Source organism: Pseudomonas sp. 09C 129 (assembly GCF_002843625.1).
Taxonomy (GTDB): Bacteria; Pseudomonadota; Gammaproteobacteria; order Pseudomonadales; family Pseudomonadaceae; genus Aquipseudomonas; species Aquipseudomonas chlororaphis.
Genome location: NZ_CP025261.1, coordinates 4,870,963 through 4,887,496, shown reverse-complemented (window position 1 = coordinate 4,887,496; position 16,534 = coordinate 4,870,963). Strand labels below are relative to the sequence as shown.

Annotated in this window: 19 protein-coding genes and 3 tRNA genes; 13 read left to right on the top strand and 9 right to left on the bottom strand. The window is 60.8% G+C overall.

All coding sequences use genetic code 11. The features are described from left to right. Positions 1–31: 31 nt before the first annotated feature. Positions 32–1,099 carry an AI-2E family transporter gene (locus CXQ81_RS21800; RefSeq protein ID WP_101338521.1) on the top strand — a complete coding sequence of 356 codons (1,068 nt, stop codon included), beginning with the start codon at positions 32–34 and terminating at the stop codon, positions 1,097–1,099. Here the strand turns inward: CXQ81_RS21800 and CXQ81_RS21795 are convergent. From CXQ81_RS21795 to CXQ81_RS21785, 3 genes are all read right to left on the bottom strand, one after another. Next, positions 1,096–1,278 (bottom strand): hypothetical protein, encoded by a 183-nt coding sequence (locus CXQ81_RS21795; RefSeq protein ID WP_007927236.1) that lies wholly within the window; start codon positions 1,276–1,278, stop codon positions 1,096–1,098. The two genes, CXQ81_RS21800 and CXQ81_RS21795, sit on opposite strands and share 4 nt — an antisense overlap. A gap of 108 nt (positions 1,279–1,386) precedes the next feature. Then, the gene (locus tag CXQ81_RS21790) at positions 1,387–1,581 is read right to left on the bottom strand and encodes a hypothetical protein (RefSeq protein WP_007927235.1); all 195 of its coding nucleotides are present in this window, start codon (positions 1,579–1,581) and stop codon (positions 1,387–1,389) included. Between the two features lie 242 nt (positions 1,582–1,823). Beyond that, on the bottom strand, positions 1,824–2,180 hold the full coding sequence (locus CXQ81_RS21785) for a hypothetical protein (protein ID WP_007927233.1): 357 nt from the start codon (positions 2,178–2,180) through the stop codon (positions 1,824–1,826). A 252-nt stretch (positions 2,181–2,432) separates the two neighbouring features. Here CXQ81_RS21785 and CXQ81_RS21780 point away from each other — a divergent pair, with 252 nt between their 5' ends. After that, the gene (locus CXQ81_RS21780) at positions 2,433–3,251 is read left to right on the top strand and encodes a shikimate 5-dehydrogenase (protein WP_101338520.1); all 819 of its coding nucleotides are present in this window, start codon (positions 2,433–2,435) and stop codon (positions 3,249–3,251) included. Between the two features lie 107 nt (positions 3,252–3,358). Beyond that, the gene (locus CXQ81_RS21775) at positions 3,359–3,877 is read left to right on the top strand and encodes a cupin domain-containing protein (protein WP_101338519.1); all 519 of its coding nucleotides are present in this window, start codon (positions 3,359–3,361) and stop codon (positions 3,875–3,877) included. 87 nt (positions 3,878–3,964) lie between these two features. Here CXQ81_RS21775 and CXQ81_RS21770 read toward each other — a convergent pair whose 3' ends face one another. Beyond that, entirely contained in the window at positions 3,965–4,615 is a 651-nt protein-coding gene (locus tag CXQ81_RS21770) for a YceH family protein (RefSeq protein WP_101338518.1), read from the bottom strand. Between the two features lie 137 nt (positions 4,616–4,752). On the opposite strand from CXQ81_RS21770, the gene CXQ81_RS21765 reads away from it, so the two are divergent. After that, positions 4,753–5,262, top strand: a complete 510-nt coding sequence (locus tag CXQ81_RS21765) for a DUF1993 family protein (protein ID WP_007927228.1) — start codon at positions 4,753–4,755, stop codon at positions 5,260–5,262. Positions 5,263–5,345: 83 nt separating this feature from the next. On the opposite strand, the gene sstT is transcribed toward CXQ81_RS21765, so the two are convergent. Then, positions 5,346–6,578: a serine/threonine transporter SstT gene (gene sstT / locus CXQ81_RS21760; RefSeq protein WP_007927227.1), complete on the bottom strand. Its 1,233-nt coding sequence runs from the start codon at positions 6,576–6,578 to the stop codon at positions 5,346–5,348. Between the two features lie 284 nt (positions 6,579–6,862). On the opposite strand from sstT, the gene CXQ81_RS21755 reads away from it, so the two are divergent. Then, positions 6,863–8,017: an MFS transporter gene (locus tag CXQ81_RS21755; protein WP_007927226.1), complete on the top strand. Its 1,155-nt coding sequence runs from the start codon at positions 6,863–6,865 to the stop codon at positions 8,015–8,017. Between the two features lie 6 nt (positions 8,018–8,023). Here CXQ81_RS21755 and nhaR read toward each other — a convergent pair whose 3' ends face one another. Continuing rightward, entirely contained in the window at positions 8,024–8,929 is a 906-nt protein-coding gene (nhaR, locus tag CXQ81_RS21750) for a transcriptional activator NhaR (protein WP_101338517.1), read from the bottom strand. Positions 8,930–9,064: 135 nt separating this feature from the next. Between nhaR and CXQ81_RS21745 the strand changes: the two genes are divergently transcribed. Beyond that, positions 9,065–9,313, top strand: a complete 249-nt coding sequence (locus CXQ81_RS21745; protein ID WP_009044657.1) for a hypothetical protein — start codon at positions 9,065–9,067, stop codon at positions 9,311–9,313. A 30-nt stretch (positions 9,314–9,343) separates the two neighbouring features. After that, positions 9,344–10,105 carry a TerC family protein gene (locus tag CXQ81_RS21740; RefSeq protein ID WP_007927218.1) on the top strand — a complete coding sequence of 254 codons (762 nt, stop codon included), beginning with the start codon at positions 9,344–9,346 and terminating at the stop codon, positions 10,103–10,105. 78 nt (positions 10,106–10,183) lie between these two features. On the opposite strand, the gene CXQ81_RS31280 is transcribed toward CXQ81_RS21740, so the two are convergent. Next, on the bottom strand, positions 10,184–10,351 hold the full coding sequence (locus tag CXQ81_RS31280; RefSeq protein WP_007927216.1) for a hypothetical protein: 168 nt from the start codon (positions 10,349–10,351) through the stop codon (positions 10,184–10,186). A 222-nt stretch (positions 10,352–10,573) separates the two neighbouring features. Between CXQ81_RS31280 and CXQ81_RS21735 the strand changes: the two genes are divergently transcribed. Next, positions 10,574–11,248 carry a PA2778 family cysteine peptidase gene (locus CXQ81_RS21735; RefSeq protein ID WP_101338516.1) on the top strand — a complete coding sequence of 225 codons (675 nt, stop codon included), beginning with the start codon at positions 10,574–10,576 and terminating at the stop codon, positions 11,246–11,248. Positions 11,249–11,339: 91 nt separating this feature from the next. On the opposite strand, the gene pbpG is transcribed toward CXQ81_RS21735, so the two are convergent. Beyond that, positions 11,340–12,278 (bottom strand): D-alanyl-D-alanine endopeptidase, encoded by a 939-nt coding sequence (gene pbpG / locus CXQ81_RS21730; protein ID WP_101338515.1) that lies wholly within the window; start codon positions 12,276–12,278, stop codon positions 11,340–11,342. Positions 12,279–12,561: 283 nt separating this feature from the next. Further along, a complete protein-coding gene (folD, locus tag CXQ81_RS21725) occupies positions 12,562–13,416 on the bottom strand; it encodes a bifunctional methylenetetrahydrofolate dehydrogenase/methenyltetrahydrofolate cyclohydrolase FolD (protein WP_007927213.1) in 855 nt (284 codons plus the stop codon). A gap of 280 nt (positions 13,417–13,696) precedes the next feature. Between folD and CXQ81_RS21720 the strand changes: the two genes are divergently transcribed. The 5 genes from CXQ81_RS21720 to clpP all read left to right on the top strand — a co-directional run bounded on the left by CXQ81_RS21720 (position 13,697) and on the right by clpP (position 16,499). Then, positions 13,697–13,773 (top strand) — tRNA-Arg (locus tag CXQ81_RS21720). A gap of 40 nt (positions 13,774–13,813) precedes the next feature. Continuing rightward, positions 13,814–13,889: transfer RNA gene (locus tag CXQ81_RS21715), tRNA-His, on the top strand. Between the two features lie 56 nt (positions 13,890–13,945). Further along, positions 13,946–14,030 (top strand) — tRNA-Leu (locus CXQ81_RS21710). Positions 14,031–14,453: 423 nt separating this feature from the next. Further along, the gene (tig, locus tag CXQ81_RS21705; RefSeq protein WP_009044653.1) at positions 14,454–15,764 is read left to right on the top strand and encodes a trigger factor; all 1,311 of its coding nucleotides are present in this window, start codon (positions 14,454–14,456) and stop codon (positions 15,762–15,764) included. 93 nt (positions 15,765–15,857) lie between these two features. After that, complete coding sequence (clpP, locus tag CXQ81_RS21700) at positions 15,858–16,499, top strand: ATP-dependent Clp endopeptidase proteolytic subunit ClpP (protein WP_007927205.1); 642 nt, start codon at positions 15,858–15,860, stop codon at positions 16,497–16,499. Positions 16,500–16,534: the final 35 nt, after the last annotated feature.

The following is a 16,534-nucleotide window of genomic DNA, read 5'->3' as shown; positions in this document are numbered from 1 at the left end:
GCGTCCTGGACCTTATTGACGGGGAGCGGACATGAACCAGCACCTCATGCAACACAAAAGCCTGTTGCTTCTGCTGACCCTGGTGACCGTCGCCTTTATCTGGCTTCTGCTGCCCTTTTACGGCCCGGTGTTCTGGGCGGTGATTCTCGGCATCCTGTTCGACCCGCTGCAACGGCGCCTGCAACTCAAGTTCGGTTGGCCACGCAACCTGACCGCCTTGTGCACCCTGAGCATCTGCCTGGTCATCGCCATTCTGCCGGTGGCGATCATCAGCACCTTGCTGGTGCAGGAGGGCACCAACCTCTACCAGAGCATCGAAAGCGGCAAGCTGGACATCGCCGATCACCTGGACCGGTTCAAGCACAGCCTGCCGCCGTACTTCCAGCAACTGCTGGACCGTTTCGGCCTGGGTGAGCTGGAGAGCGTGCGCGAGAAAATCGTCAAGAATGCGCTGCAAGGCAGCCAGTTCTTCGCCACCCAGGCGTTCAGCGTCGGCCAGGGCACCTTCAAGTTCGTGGTGAGCTTTTTCGTGATGCTGTACCTGTTGTTCTTCTTTTTGCGCGATGGCCCCGAACTGGTACGCAAGGTGCGCATCGCGGTGCCGTTGGCCGAGCACCAGAAACGCCGGCTGCAGCTCAAGTTCAATCGGGTGGTGCGGGCCACGGTGAAGGGTAACGTGCTGGTGGCGATCAGCCAGGGGCTGCTGGGCGGGTTGATCTTCTGGTTTCTGGAGATTCCCAGCCCGTTGCTGTGGGCGGTGCTGATGGCCCTGCTGTCGTTGTTGCCGGCGGTGGGCGCGGCGATCGTCTGGGGCCCGGTGGCCCTGTACTTCCTGTTCAGCGGGGCGATCTGGCAAGGGGTGCTGCTGGGCTTGTACGGGGTGTTCGTGATCGGCCTGGTGGACAACGTGCTGCGCCCGATCCTGGTGGGCAAGGACACCAGGATGCCGGATTACCTGATTCTGATTTCGACCCTGGGGGGCCTGGCGATCTTCGGCCTGAACGGCTTTGTCATCGGGCCATTGATCGCCGCGCTGTTCATCTCCAGCTGGGGCCTGTTCGTCGATACCCGGCCGCGGCCACAGCTGCCGTTGCCTTAGGCATGCAGGACGCGCTGCTCGATCTTTTGCGACAGGGCCTGGGCGGCGGTCAGCGAAGTGAGCGGGCCGCTGACCGGCTCGCCGTCGCGCACCAGGTACCAACACGCCAGCAACCCCAGTTCCCTGAGCGAGGTGGGAACGGCGCTACCGATAACGGACATGATCTGAACCTTGGGCATAAGTACCTCCATCAATCTGTGGAGTTACCTTACGGACCGGCAGGTGCTACGAAAAATCACCGCGCTCGATAGTGGACATCGATACCGGCGAAAAAAGCGCCAGCCCGATCAGTCGACGACCTGATCAAGCATGTAGACCACTTCCGGGTCGTGCAGCAGGCCCTTGCGCACCAGGTGCTCGGCCAGCAAGGCCAGGAACTTGGCGCTGCGGTGGCCTTCCAGGTGCTTGAGTTCGGTCAGGGCGCTGTACACCTTGCTCGCGGTACCCAGGGTGGGGGAGTGATGGGGGTTCTGTGTCGGCATGGGAGTCGTCCTTGTTGTTATGGGGCTGTTTTGTGGACAGATCCGATCTTGCGGACCTGGCATGACATAAATATGACAGTCGTGGGCTCGCCTGCACGGGCTGCCGTTGGACAACACTATTGCCGGATTGAATCGCAAAAACTGTTCCAGCAACGACCTTTGCAAGATTTATTCAGACGTTTGGCAAAACGCAACAGGCCCCGCTGGCGAAGGCGGGGCCTGTAGGTGTGTGGTCGCCTGGCTTACCAGCGGCCGGGGCCATAGTAGTAATGGCGGGGCGGGCCGTAGTAGCCACGAGGTGGGCCGTAGTACACCGGGGCCGGGCGGTAATAGACCGGCGGGCCTTCCACGTACACCGGCTGTGGCTGGTAGTAGACCGGTGGCGGCGCGGCATAGACCGGCTGCGGCTGGACGTAGACTGGCTGTTGCACGTAGACCGGGCGGCTGTGGCTGGCGATCACCGAACCCACTACCGCGGCGCCGACCACCGCACCGACTACCGCCGGGCCACCCCAACCACCGCCACCGTGGGCGGACGCTTGACCGGCGACAGCAAGTGCACCAATGAGCAAGGCTATCTTGGGGATTTTACGCATCATGGCTATTCCTCGGTTCCGACCCCGGCGCTCGGTCTGCAATAGACGCGAGGACTGTCGCGGGGATACTTCTAAGACCGCTTTTTTCTGAAAAACTGCACAGCCGCCGGGTAAATTTTGTGTAAGGTCTGTACCGGTTTATTGACCCTCGTCCGTGGGCGGCAGGCCCGTCTTTCAGGCACGTCGATATGATCGGGCAGAACCCGATGACTGGCTAATCCCGTCTATCCGAAAGTGCGTTCCAAGGAGATCAACATGCAGATGAACCCCAACAAAGACACCCAATTGTGTATGTCGCTGTCAGGGCGTCCGGGGAATTTCGGCTTGCGCTTTCACAATCACTTGTATGAACAGCTGGGCTTGAACTTCTACTACAAGGCCTTCAGCAGCCAGGACCTGCCAGGCGCCGTCGGCGGGATCCGCGCCCTGGGCATTCGTGGCTGTGGCGTGTCCATGCCGTTCAAGGAAGCCTGCATTGCCCTGGTGGACGAACTGGACGCCTCGGCCAGCGCCATCCAGTCGATCAACACCATCGTCAACACCAATGGCCACCTCAAGGCCTACAACACCGACTACATCGCCGTCGCCCAGTTGCTCGAGCGCCACCGGATTCCTAAGGACACCCGCTTTGCCCTGCGCGGCAGCGGCGGCATGGCCAAGGCGGTGGCCAGTGCCTTGCGCGATGGTGGCTACCGCGATGGCCTGATAGTTGCCCGCAATGCCCAAGCCGGGCAGGCCCTCGCCGACTCCTTGGGCTATGCCTGGCAGGCGGAGCTGGGCGAATTGCGCCCGCAGATGCTGATCAACGTCACCCCGATCGGCATGAGCGGCGGTCCGGAGGCCGACCAGCTGGCGTTCCCGGTCGAGGCGATCGAGGCTGCGCGCACGGTGTTCGACGTGGTGGCGGTTCCGGCGGAAACCCCGCTGATCCTGCGCGCCCGGATGGAGGGCAAGCAGGTGATCACCGGCCTGGAAGTGATCGCCATCCAGGCCCTGGAGCAGTTCGTGCTGTACACCGGTGTGCGCCCCAGCGCCGAGCAGTTCCAGCAGGCGGTGGCTTTCGCACGGGCCTGATCGACGGCGGGATCGGGGCAGGTCCGTGGGGCGCAAAGCCCTGCCTATACTGGTCGCCAGCAAGCTCAGACTTGCCCCTGTTCCCTGCCACCGTGATCGAGGTCTGTATGCCACCTGCCATTCTCAATCTGGATCAGGCGGACCTTCAGCCGCTGCCTGAAGCCCTGAGCCCCACCGGCGAGACCGCCGGCCGTTATGTCCAGCGCATCGCCCGCATCGGCCAGCAACTGGGCGCCCAGAAGCTCGGCTACCGGCTGATTGCCCTGGGCCCGGGGATGCGTGCCAGCCCCTTCCATAACCATCGCGTCAACGAAGAGATGTTCTACATAGTCACCGGCGAGGGCGAGATCCGCCTCGGCGCCGAGCGTTTTGCCATCCGCGCCGGCGATGTGATCGCCTGCCCGCCGGGCGATATGGACAGCGCGCACCAGATCATCAACACCAGCCAGGGCGAATTGCGCTACCTGGCGGTCAGTACCCAGGAAGCGCCGGACATCTGCGAATACCCGGACTCCGGCAAATATGTGGTGATGAAGGACTTCAAGATCGACGATGAGGGCAACGCCTCGGGATTCGTCGCGGTGGCGCGGCATGCGGACGGGGTGGATTACTGGGACGGGGAGTAGCGGGAAGTCTTCTGAGGCTTTACCCCGACTGCGTCGGCGATCGCAGCCTGCGGCAGCGACTATAAGGCGCTGCCGCAGGAGCGGGGATCAGCCTTCGAGTTTCGCCAGGCGTTCTTCGAGGGCGGCGATGCGCGCTTCCAGCTCTTCGATGCGCTCCGCCGATACGCCGCTGGCCGAGCCGCGTTCCACCGGGTTCTGCCGGGCGGCGAGGATCGCTTCGATATCCGCCGGGTCGCCCAGGGCATGCATGTAGCGATCTTCGCGCTGCCCGGCCTGGCGCGGAATCAGCAGCGCCAGGCCACGGGCGATCAGGCGTTCCAGTTGGTGCACCACCTGTTCGCTGTCTTCGAAGTCGTGCATGCGGCCGCTGCGGGTCAGCAGTTCGTTGACGGTCTGCGGACCGCGCAAGAACAGCAGTCCGGCCAGGGCCACCTGTGCTGGTACCAGCTCCAGCGCCTTGTCCAGGCGATGCTCCCAGCGGTCGGCGCGGCTGCCCATCACCAGGCGGGCGAAGCCGCGGTTTTCCAGGGCGCGCAGGCTCTGGCCGACCTGGCCCTGGGTGAGGTTCATCACCGGTTCGCGGCTGGTTTTCTGGTTGCAGGCGATGACCAGGGCATTGAGGGTCAGCGGATAGGTTTCCGGGCTGGTGGCCTGCTTCTCGATCAGCGATCCGAGAATGCGCAGTTCGGTGCTGCTCAGTTGCAATTGCTCGCTGGAGGTTTCTTGCTCGATGCTCATCGCGCGTTCCCTATGCTGTCGAAGGCGACTAGCCTAATCCTTGCTGGATAAAAGACAAGCCGCCGGCGGCACCCAAGCAGGTCTATAATCGCGCCACCTTTGTTTGTGCTTTTTTCCATCAGCCTGTCGAGATCACCATGACTATTTCCCTGTACGCCGCCTCCGTTCCTGTCTTCAAGCAAATGCTCAACGCCCTGAGCGATGTCCTGAACAAGGCCGAAGCCCACGCCACCGCCAAGAACATCGACCCGAATGCCTTCCTCCAGGCGCGCCTGTACCCGGACATGTTCCCGCTGATCCGCCAGGTGCAGATCGCCGTCGATTTCGCCAAGGGCGTTTCCGCTCGCCTGGCCGAAGTCGAGCTGCCGAAATACGACGACACCGAAACCACCTTTGCCGAGCTGCAGGCGCTGCTGGCCAAGGTCCTGGCCTTTATCGACGGCATCCAGCCAGCGCAGATCGATGGCAAGGAAGGCATCGAGATCGTCACACGTCCGGGCACCCCGAAAGAGAAGCGCTTCAGCGGCCAGTCGTACCTGCTGACCTACGGCCTGCCGCAGTTCTTCTTCCACGTCACCACCACCTACGCGATCCTGCGCCACAATGGCGTGGAAATCGGCAAGCGCGACTACATGGGCGCTTTCTGATGTAGTTGGGGGCCAAGCCCATAAAAAAGCCCGGCAAGGTGCGAGCCTTGCCGGGCTTTTTAGTGCGCGCTATTCGTGCAGGATCAGGCGGTCTGGCGGACCTTCTCTTCCTGGGCCATGCATGCGGCGGCGGTGAAGAGCACATCGGTGGAGGAGTTCAGCGCGGTTTCCGCCGAGTCCTGCAGCACGCCGATGATGAAGCCGACGGCGACCACCTGCATGGCGATTTCGCTGGGGATGCCGAACAGGCTGCAGGCCAGCGGAATCAACAGCAGCGAACCGCCGGCCACGCCGGAAGCGCCACAGGCACAGATGGCGGCGACCACGCTGAGCAGCACGGCGGTGGGCAGGTCGACGGCGATACCCAGGGTATGCACGGCCGCCAGGCTCAGCACGGTGATGGTGATGGCGGCACCGGCCATGTTGATGGTGGCGCCCAGCGGGATCGACACCGAATAGGTGTCTTCATGCAGGCCCAGGCGCTTGCTCAGCTCCAGGTTGACCGGAATGTTGGCCGCCGAGCTGCGGGTGAAGAAGGCGGTGATGCCGCTTTCGCGCAGGCACATGAGCACCAGCGGGAACGGGTTGCGGCGGATCTTCCAGAACACGATCAGCGGGTTCATCACCAGCGCGACGAACAGCATGCAGCCAATCAGTACCGCCAGCAGGTGCATATAACCGAGCAGGGCGCCGAAGCCGGAGGTGGCCAGGGTCGAAGCCACCAGGCCGAAGATGCCCAGGGGGGCGAAGCGGATCACCACTCGGACGATCAGGGTCACGCCGTTGGACAGGTCGTCCAGCACGGTGCGGGTGGTGACGCCGGCATGGCGGATGGCCACGCCCATGCCGATGGCCCAGGCCAGGATGCCGATGAAGTTGGCGTTCATCAGCGCGCTGACCGGGTTGTCCACCACGCTCAGCAGCAGGCTTTGCAGGACTTCGCTGATGCCGCCGGGGGCGGAGATGGCGACATCATGGGTGCTCAGCACCAGGGAGGAGGGGAACAGGCTGCTGGCGATCACCGCCACCACCGCCGCGGCGAAAGTGCCCAGCAGGTAGAGCCAGAGGATCGGGCGGATATGGGTTTCCTGGCCGTGCTTGTGGTTGGCGATGGAGGCCATCACCAGCACGAACACCAGGATCGGCGCGACGGCTTTCAGTGCCGAGACAAAGACCTTGCCGATAAAGGCGGTGGACTTCGCCAGTTCGGGGGCCAGCAGCGCCAGGGCGATACCGGCGATCAGGCCAATGACGATCTGCGTGACCAGGCTGGTGCGTTTGAGTTTTTCCAGGAGCGACGGGGGCGAAGCAGTCATAGCGGTATCTCTGATTTTTTTAATATGCCGTGCGTCGACGTGGGACGCCGTGCTGATGAGTTGCTGAAGGTACGGGGTGTTGCGGCAGGGGGCGGACTTTATCACACGGGGTTCGCCCACGGATGTGACGATCTGCCACCTGAGCCTTCAGAGTAGCCTGCGGTTTTTTCGCCGCTGCCCCCAGACACGGGCGGACACATTCTGTTAGGATTCGCCATCCTCTTCTCATCTCCAGTCAGCGGGCCACCAGGCCATCGCTGATGTCGTCGTTTCCGGAGTTTTCCATGCTGTTGCCCATTCTGCTGTTGTCAGCCGCCGGTTTTACCGTGCTGACGACGGAGTTCATCATTGTCGGCCTGCTGCCTTCGATTGCCCGGGACCTTGCGGTCAGCGTGCCGCAGGCCGGCCTGCTGGTGACCTTGTTCGCCTTCACCGTGGCGGCGTTCGGACCGTTCCTGACGGCCTACTTTGCCCGCTTCCAGCGCAAGCGCCTGTTCATTTCGGTGCTGGTGATGTTCGGCCTGGCCAACACCCTGGCGGCGCTGGCGCCGAATATCTGGGTGATGGCGGTGGCGCGGTTGATCCCGGCGCTGGGCTTGCCGGTGTTCTGGGCTTTGGCCAGCGAAACCGCGGTGGACATCGTCGGCCCCGACTACGCCGGGCGGGCCATCGCCAAGATCGGCTTCGGCATCGTCTGCGCCACGGTGTTCGGCATTCCGGTGGGTACGCTGATTTCCGATGCCTTCGGCTGGCGCGCCGCGTTCGGCATCCTGGCGCTGGTGGCCTTTGCCAAGGCGTTGCTGCTGTATGTCTACCTGCCGCAGACCCGCGTGCACAACGAGCAGGCCAGCCTGCGCTCGCAGTTCGGCATCCTGCGCAGCCCCTTGATGCAGGGGCATGTGCTGCTGTCGATCCTGGTGTTCAGCGGCATGTTCACCGCCTACACCTACCTGGCGGATATCCTCGAGCGCCTGGCCGGTTTCAACGGCACGCTGGTCGGTTGGTGCCTGATGGGCTTCGGCGCGGTGGGGCTGATCGGCAACTCGCTGGGCGGCCGCGCGGTGGACCGCCATCCGTTGCTGGCCTCCATGGGCTTCTGCGCCTTGATGATCGGCGGCATGGTGGCGCTGGTGCCGAGCATCCACTCGCCGCTGGGCCTGGCCGCGGCCATGGGCATCTGGGGCGTGACCCAGGCGGCGCTGTTTCTGGTCAGCCATGTCCGCCTGATCAAGGCTGCGCCCCAGGCGCCGGCGTTTGCCGCTTCGCTGAACATCGCCGGAGCCAACCTGGGCATCGGCCTGGGCGCCATGGTCGGCGGCCGAGTGATCGACACCCTGGGGCTTGGCAGCCTGGGGTTCGCCGCCGCCGGTTTTATCCTGGTGTCGATCCTGCTGGCCCTGCTGTTGATGACCCTCAAGCCACAGGCCAGCTGCGCCTGACTCTCCTCAAGCGCCCATGGCGGTGAACAGCTCGCGGCGGGCGCCTTCGGTGATCGCCACGATGCCGGGGTGCTTGACTTTTCGTTCGACTGAAATGGCGTAGAACGACTCGCTGACCGCATCGGTCTGGCCGATCAGTTGCACGCCGTATTGGCGCCGCACTTCGTCGGCGATCACGCTGGGGCTGATAAAGATCCCGCTGCCCGACTGGCCGAATGCCTGCATCAAGGCGCTGTCGTCGAACTCACCGATGATCCTGGGTTGTATCTGCTGCTCGGCCAGCCAGCGCAGCAGCCGGCTGCGCACCACGGTTTCCTGCCCGGGAATCAGCAGCGGAGCGCCATGCAGGCTATGGGGAAAGTTCGTTCCATAGCGCTCGGCCAGTTCTTCGGTGGCGAAAAAACTGATGCCGCATTCGCCGAGTTTCTGGCTGTAGCCCTTGATATCCAGGTGCGAAGGCATGGGGCTGTCGGAAATCACCAGGTCCAGGCGCTGGATGGCCAGGTCGGCCAGCAGGCGTTCGAGTTTGTCCTCGCGGCAGGTGATGCGGATCGGTTCGTTCAGCTCCATGGTCGGGGCGATCAGGCGGTAGACGATCGATTTGGGCACCACATCGGCCACGCCGACCCGAAACAGGATCTGCTGTTCGTTGGGCTGGGCCTGGAACATGGCTTCCAGCTCGCCGCCGAGCTGGAACATCTGCTCGGCGTAGGGCAGGGTCTGGCGCCCGGCTTCGGTCAGTTCCAGTTGCCGGCCGACCCGGCGAAACAACTCGATGCCATAGGTTTGTTCGAGCAGGGTGATCTGGCCGCTGATGGTTTGTGGGGTCAGGTTCAGTTGCTCGCAGGCCCGGACGATGCTGCCGGTCTTGGCGACGACCCAGAAGTAGTGCAGTTGGCGATAGTTGAGCATGGCTGGCTTTGATTCGTAAAAATCGAAGTATAGCTGTTAAAAATACGAATTTTCCTGAAGTGTTCGGGTCCATAGAATGCCTCGCTATTGACGGGCCATCATCTCGGCCCGGTCCGTTCTAACGAGGAAAGCGCAATGACCTATAAATCCATCGCCGCATCGTTGCTGGCGTTGTCGTTGATCACCCTTGCCGGTTGCGAGCAGGCGGAAAAAAGCGCGCAGCAGCTGTTGGGCAAGGCCGCGGAAAACGCCAAGCAGGCGATCGACGACACGCACAAGGCCGCCGAACAGGCGATCAGCGACGCGACCCAAGGCTTGATCAGCAAGCAGGAAAAGCCGGCTGACGAGGCCAAAGAAGCCACCTCGTCGTCCCAGGAAATCTGATCTCCCATACCCCCGACTCAGGACTGAGCCATGGAATACCTTTTACAACTCGCCGCCAGCCCCACCGCCTGGGTCGCCCTGGCAACCCTGGTGGTCATGGAAATCGTGCTCGGCATCGATAACCTGATCTTCATTTCGATCCTGACCAACAAGCTGCCCGAGCAGCACCGGGCCAAGGCCCGGCGGATCGGTATCGGCATGGCCCTGATCCTGCGTCTGGCACTGCTCAGCACCATCGCCTTCATTGTGCAACTGACCGAGCCAGTGATTGATGTCTTCGGCCAGGTCTTTTCCTGGAAGGACATGATCCTGATTGCCGGCGGCCTGTTCCTGCTGTGGAAGGCCACCACGGAAATCCATCACAGCATGGACCCGGAACCACAGGACAGCAAAAGCGAGACCGCTGGCGTGTCCTTGGGGTTCGCCGCGGCGATCGGCCAGATCCTGATGCTGGACATGGTGTTCTCCATCGACAGCATCATCACCGCGGTCGGCATGACCGAGCACTTGCCGATCATGATCATCGCGGTGGTGGTGTCGGTACTGGTGATGTTGCTGGCGGCCGAGCCTCTGGCCAAGTTCATCAATGACAACCCGACGGTGGTCATGCTGGCCCTGGGCTTCCTGATCATGATCGGCATGACCCTGATCGCCGAAGGTTTCGGTGCCCATGTGCCAAAAGGTTATGTGTACGCGGCCATGGCCTTCTCGGCGGCCATCGAGGGGCTGAACATGCTGGCTCGTCGTGCCCGGCAGAAGCGGGTGGCGGCGGAGGCGGAAGTCGAAGCCTGATTTACGGCAATAACCGACGGCGGCCTGTGTTCAAGGACACAGGCCGCCGTTTTTTATTGGGCAGAAAAAAAGTGCCAGTCAGTGCGCGGTGGCATGATGCCGGGACGGTTTTGCGGTTTTCGCCGCGGGAGTCGGCAAACGCGGATGATGGTGCCGGCGAACGATCCGCAAGACACCCCAGAGCATGGCAGCGGCAACGGCCAGCCAGCCGCCGATCAGCATCAGGATTGTCGTTGTCAGGCTCATGCATGCCTCCTTGTTGCCCTGTCCAGGGCACACACTCTTCGCAATGGACAGTCTAGTCGCGGATGTGTTTCAAGCCATTGACCAATAGTCGAGTGTCATCGACCGCTTTGCTCTATGGGGCGCAAATTACCGCGGCTTAACGCTATACCCCTGCATCGCGGCGCCCTATGATCAGCGTTTCGGCCGGGGCTCCTGGCTTGGCGTCTGCACAAGAGAGTCATGATGGAACGGATGTTTCTGCGATTTCGAACACTGTTGTTGGCGGGCGCTTGCGCCCTGACGCTGGCCGGTTGCGCCAGCAGCGTGCAGCCGGAGATTCAGCGCCTGCCCGAGCGGGTGGAACTCAACGGCGTGCCGTTTTTCCGCGGCGAAACCTATCAGAGCGGCCCGGGCACCCTGGCCAGCATGCTGTCCCAGCAAGGCATCGCGATCACCCCAGGTCTGCTGGACAAGCCGCTGCATCTGCCAGGCGCCGAGGCGAAGTTGCAGCAGAACATGCTGACCCTGGCGCGTGAGTACGGGATGGTGGTCTATCCGCTGGACGACAATTTATCGGCGCTGCTGACTCAGGTTGCCGCCGGATACCCGGTGATGGTGCGTTACACCGAAGGTTCGGCGTTCTGGGCCGAACCTCGTTATGCCGTGCTAGCGGGCTATAACCGGCATAAACAGACGGTGCTGCTGCGAGCGGGAATGAATCGTCGTCTGTTGATGGACTTTGCCAAGTTCGAGTCGGCCTGGAGCAGTGCGGGGCACTGGGCGGTGTTGATTCAGGGGCCGACCCAGGTGCCAGCCCAGGTCGATCGCCAGCGTTGGTTGAAGGCAGCCGATGAGTTGGCCCAGGCCGGGCAGGAGAACGCGGCGGCACGGGCGACCAAGGCGTTGAGCGCGAACTGAGGTTGCAGAAACGCTGACGGCGCCCTTGGGCGCCGTCCTTTGAACTGGCTGCGATCGACGGATCTGCAGCCTTTTTTGTGTCTGCCGGGTTCTATTCGGCAGTTTGGGCGACACCGCTCTGACGGCTTTTCAGGTTTTTGCCGGCCTTGTAGCTCAAGGCGGCATTCGGTACCGAGCCGCTTTTACCGGTTTCCAGCCACTGGCGGATACGGCTGGCATCGGCGAAGTGCGTGTATTTGCCAAAGGCGTCGAGAATCACCAGGGCCACCGGGCGATTGCTCATGCTGGTCACCAGTACCAGGCAGTGGCCTGCTTCATCGGTAAAGCCGGTCTTGGTCAGCTTGATGTCCCAGTTGGCCCTGTTGACCAGGTGATCGGTGTTGCGAAAGCCCAGGGTGTAGTTGGGTTTGCGGAACGCCACGGTCTTTTCCTTGGTGGTGCTCAGCTCGCTCAGCAGCGGGTATTTGCGCGCCGCCAGCAACAGTTTGCTCAGGTCGCGGGCGGTGGACACGTTATGGACCGACAGGCCGGTCGGCTCGACATAGTGCGTGCTGGTCATGCCCAGTGCCTTGGCCTTGGCGTTCATGGCGGCAATAAAGGCTGCGTACCCGCCCGGGTAGTGGTGGGCGAGGCTGGCGGCGGCACGGTTTTCCGACGACATCAGGGCGATCAGCAGCATCTCTTTGCGCGGGAGTTCGCTCTTGAGCTTGACCCGGGAAAACACGCCTTTCATTTCCGGGGTGTTGCTGATGTCCACGGAAATGTACTCATCCAGTGGTTGTTTGGCGTCGAGTACGATCAGACCGGTCATCAGCTTGGTCACCGAAGCGATGGGCACGACCACGTCGGGGTTGCTGGAATAGATGACCTTGTTGGTCTGCAGATCCAGGAGCATGGCGCTGCCGGAGGCGATGTGCAGTTGGGAGGGGTCGCGTGGCGCTTCGGTGGTTTCGCGAGCGACGGCGCTCTGCGCGATAAAGGTGCCTGTAAATGCAAAAAATAGGCTCAGGATAGAAAGACGGATTTTCACGCGGGCGGACTCATGAAGTGGATATGCCGTTCTGCAACGGGCTGCTTTCAGAAAAACGTTACATTTTATGAGTATGTGCCAGGAAAGAGCTACACGCCCGTAGGTAAAGGGCTTCAGGTAAATTAAATTTCATCCTGTATCAGTTTTGTATCAGTTCGGCTCCCTCCTTTCTGATGAGTTGATCGTCACTGCAAGCGGGGGCTACTCGCTTCAGGCTTTCGGCGAGCAGAAACAAAGAACCCCGCCAGTGGCGGGGTTCTTTTATCCGGGCTATTTCCCAGCGTCAGTCGTGCAGCGTTTCTGCCGCATACAAGGTGTTTTCCAGCAGGCAGGCGCGAGTCATCGGGCCAACACCGCCCGGTACCGGGGTGATCCAGCCGGCGCGGGGCAGGGCGGTCTCGTAGACCACATCGCCCACCAGCTTGCCGTCTTCCTGGCGGTTGATGCCGACGTCGATGACGATGGCGCCTTCCTTGATCCACTCACCCTTGACCAGGCCCGGCTTGCCGGCGGCCACGACCACCAGGTCGGCACGCCCGACGTGGCCGGCCAGATCCTTGGTGAAGCGGTGGGTAACGGTAACGGTGCAGCCGGCGAGCAGCAGCTCCATCGCCATCGGGCGCCCGACGATGTTAGACGCACCGACTACTACCGCATCCATGCCGTACAGATCGGCACCGGTGCTTTCCAGCAGGGTCATGATGCCTTTCGGCGTGCATGGGCGTAGCAGAGGGATACGTTGGGCCAGGCGGCCGACGTTATAAGGATGGAAACCATCCACGTCTTTATCCGGGCGGATGCGCTCCAGCAGCTTGGAGGCATCGAGGTGTTCGGGCAGTGGCAGTTGCAGCAGGACGCCATCGATGTTCGGGTCATCGTTGAGGCGGTCGATCAGGCCGGCCAGTGCTTCTTGAGTGGTGTCAGAAGGTAAGTCATAGGCTTGTGAAAGAAAGCCGACCTCTTCGCAGTCTTTACGCTTGTGCGAGACATAAACCTGAGAGGCCGGGTCGCTGCCGACCAGGATCACCGCGAGGCCTGGAGTACGCAGGCCTTGCTGGCGACGCTCGGCGACACGTTTGGCGATCTGCTGGCGCAGGCTAGCGGCGATCGCTTTGCCGTCGATTAGTTGTGCAGTCATGACGCGTGATTAACCATCGAGAGGGAGAGAAAAAGAGAACGCATTCTCGCATGCCAGGACGTGAGGGCAAAGGCGCTTGGTCTGCAAATTCCCCTAACTCCTTTAATTAAATGAATTTTTTTCAAAAAAGAGTTGACGACCTAACGGCTCGTCTATAACATTCGTCGCACTTGTCGGGCACAGCCTAGCACTGGTTAAGAAGGTCGGGCAGAGTTGATGTTTAACTCGTAACGACTGAAAGCACTTAGTTTGTAATCATTAAAGAATACAGATTAATAAGGCGCCCGTAGCTCAGCTGGATAGAGCATCCGCCTTCTAAGCGGATGGTCGCAGGTTCGAGTCCTGCCGGGTGCGCCATTAGGCAGCTTTGGCACAGGTAACGCAACAACGCAATATGGTGGGCGTAGCTCAGTTGGTAGAGCACAGGATTGTGACTCCTGTTGTCGTGGGTTCGATCCCCATCGTCCACCCCATATTCCGAAAGGCGCCAGATTAATAGTCTGGCGCCTTTGCTTTAAAAGCTTGATACGCGGACGTGGTGGAATTGGTAGACACACTGGATTTAGGTTCCAGCGCCGCAAGGTGTAAGAGTTCGAGTCTCTTCGTCCGCACCAATTAAGTAGCTATTTATATAGCAGATAACGGCGCAGCACCTGAAAAGGGCTGCGCCGTTTTCGTTTCAGAAGTCTGTATTTCCAGCAGGTCGCAGGTGGTGGGCCGGGGAGGCGACGAAACACTCGTCCTTTTGTCGCTGGAATGCTGAAGGTTTACCGGTCGGGCTGTGGTTTGGTCCGGTCATCCGGGGTGTGACGCGCCGTTCCTTCTATATATAGAAGCACGGGTGCAGAGGCCCTGGTTTGATTCGCTGTATTTGCTCTCAGGGCGCGGCTCAACCGTTGGTCCCCGCCTTTAAATCGCCAGCTGTTTTTTTACCCGTTTTCAGTAGGGTGACTTCTTGAGTTTGACCCACTAGAATGCATGCCCTTGATTCTGGGGTCGGAAACGGCCGGCTAACGTCTGTGCAACGAGGAATATCCATGCAAGTTTCTGTTGAAAATACTTCTGCTCTTGAGCGCCGCATGAGCATCACCGTGCCGGCTGAGCGCATCGAGACACAGGTCAACAAGCGTCTGCAGCAGACTGCCCAAAAGGCCAAGATTCCAGGCTTCCGTCCTGGCAAAGTCCCAATGAGCGTGATCCGTCAGCGTTATGAAGCTGATGCGCGTCAAGAAGCTGTGGGCGACGTGATCCAGGCTTCCTTCTACGAAGCTGTTGTCGAGCAGAAGCTGAACCCGGCTGGCGCTCCTTCGGTTGAGCCAAAGGTTCTGGAGAAGGGCAAGGATCTGGAATACGTTGCAACCTTCGAAGTGTTCCCTGAGTTCACCGTTGCTGGTTTCGAGTCCATCGCTGTTGAGCGCCTGAGCGCTGACGTGGCTGATGCCGACCTGGACAACATGCTGGAAATCCTGCGCAAGCAGAACATTCGCTTCGAAGTGGCCGACCGCGCCGCCCAGAACGAAGACCAACTGAACATCGATTTCGTCGGCAAGGTCGACGGTGAAGTGTTCGCTGGCGGTTCCGCCAAGGGTACTCAGCTGGTGCTGGGTTCCGGCCGCATGATCCCAGGCTTCGAAGAAGGCCTGGTCGGCGCCAAAGCGGGTGAAGAGCGTGTTCTGAACCTGACTTTCCCAGAGAACTACCAGAACCTTGACCTGGCTAACAAAGCCGCCGAGTTCACTGTCACCGTCAACACCGTTTCCGAGCCTAAGCTGCCAGAGCTGACCGAAGAGTTCTTCGCTCAATTTGGTATCAAAGAAGCCGGTCTGGAAGGTTTCCGCGCCGAAGTTCGCAAGAACATGGAGCGCGAACTGCGTCAGGCCATCAAGTCCAAGGTCAAGAACCAGGTAATGGACGGCCTGCTGGCTGCCAACCCGATCGAAGTGCCTAAGGCTCTGCTGGACAACGAAGTGAACCGTCTGCGCGTTCAGGCCGTTCAACAGTTCGGTGGCAACATCAAGCCTGATCAACTGCCGGCGGAGCTGTTCGAAGAGCAAGCCAAGCGTCGCGTTGTACTGGGTCTGATCGTGGCCGAAGTGGTCAAGCAATTCGACCTCAAGCCTGACGAAGCCCGCGTGCGTGAGCTGATTCAGGAAATGGCTTCTGCTTACCAAGAGCCAGAGCAGGTCGTGTCCTGGTACTACAAGAACGAGCAGCAACTGAACGAAGTCCGTTCGGTTGTGCTGGAAGAACAAGTTGTGGATACTGTTCTGCAGAAAGCTAGCGTGACCGACAAATCGGTCTCTTACGAAGAAGCGGTCAAGCCGGTAGAAGCACCACAAGCCGACTGATTTTTTACTCGTTCGAAAATACACACCATAAGCCAGCCTTCGCGCTGGCTTATGCGTATTCAAGACATGACTATTTGGGAGTGACTGCAGGACATGTCCCGCAATTCTTATTATCAGCAGAGCTCTGACATCCAGGCCGCAGGCGGCCTGGTCCCGATGGTTATCGAGCAGTCCGCCCGTGGCGAACGCGCCTATGACATCTACTCGCGCCTCCTCAAGGAGCGGGTGATCTTCCTGATTGGCCCGGTAGAAGACTACATGGCCAACCTGGTCGCGGCACAATTGCTCTTCCTTGAAGCGGAAAACCCGGACAAGGACATCCATCTCTATATCAACTCGCCAGGCGGTTCGGTGACAGCAGGCATGTCGATCTACGACACCATGCAATTCATCAAGCCGGACGTTTCCACCATCTGCATCGGCCAGGCCTGCAGCATGGGGGCCTTCCTGCTCGCCGGTGGCGCAGCGGGCAAGCGTCATTGCCTGCCTAACTCGCGGATGATGATTCACCAGCCATTGGGCGGTTTCCAGGGTCAGGCATCGGATATCGACATCCATGCCAAGGAAATCCTGCACATCCGTTCGCGTCTGAACTCGCTGCTGGCTCATCACACCGGTCAGAGCCTCGAGACCATCGAGCGCGACACCGAGCGCGACAACTTCATGAGCGCAGAGCGTGCGGCTGAATACGGCCTGATTGACTCCGTGATCACCAAGCGTCAAATGCCTGCCTAAGCAACTCAAATGTAGGTGGTTGGTTTAACCGGCCA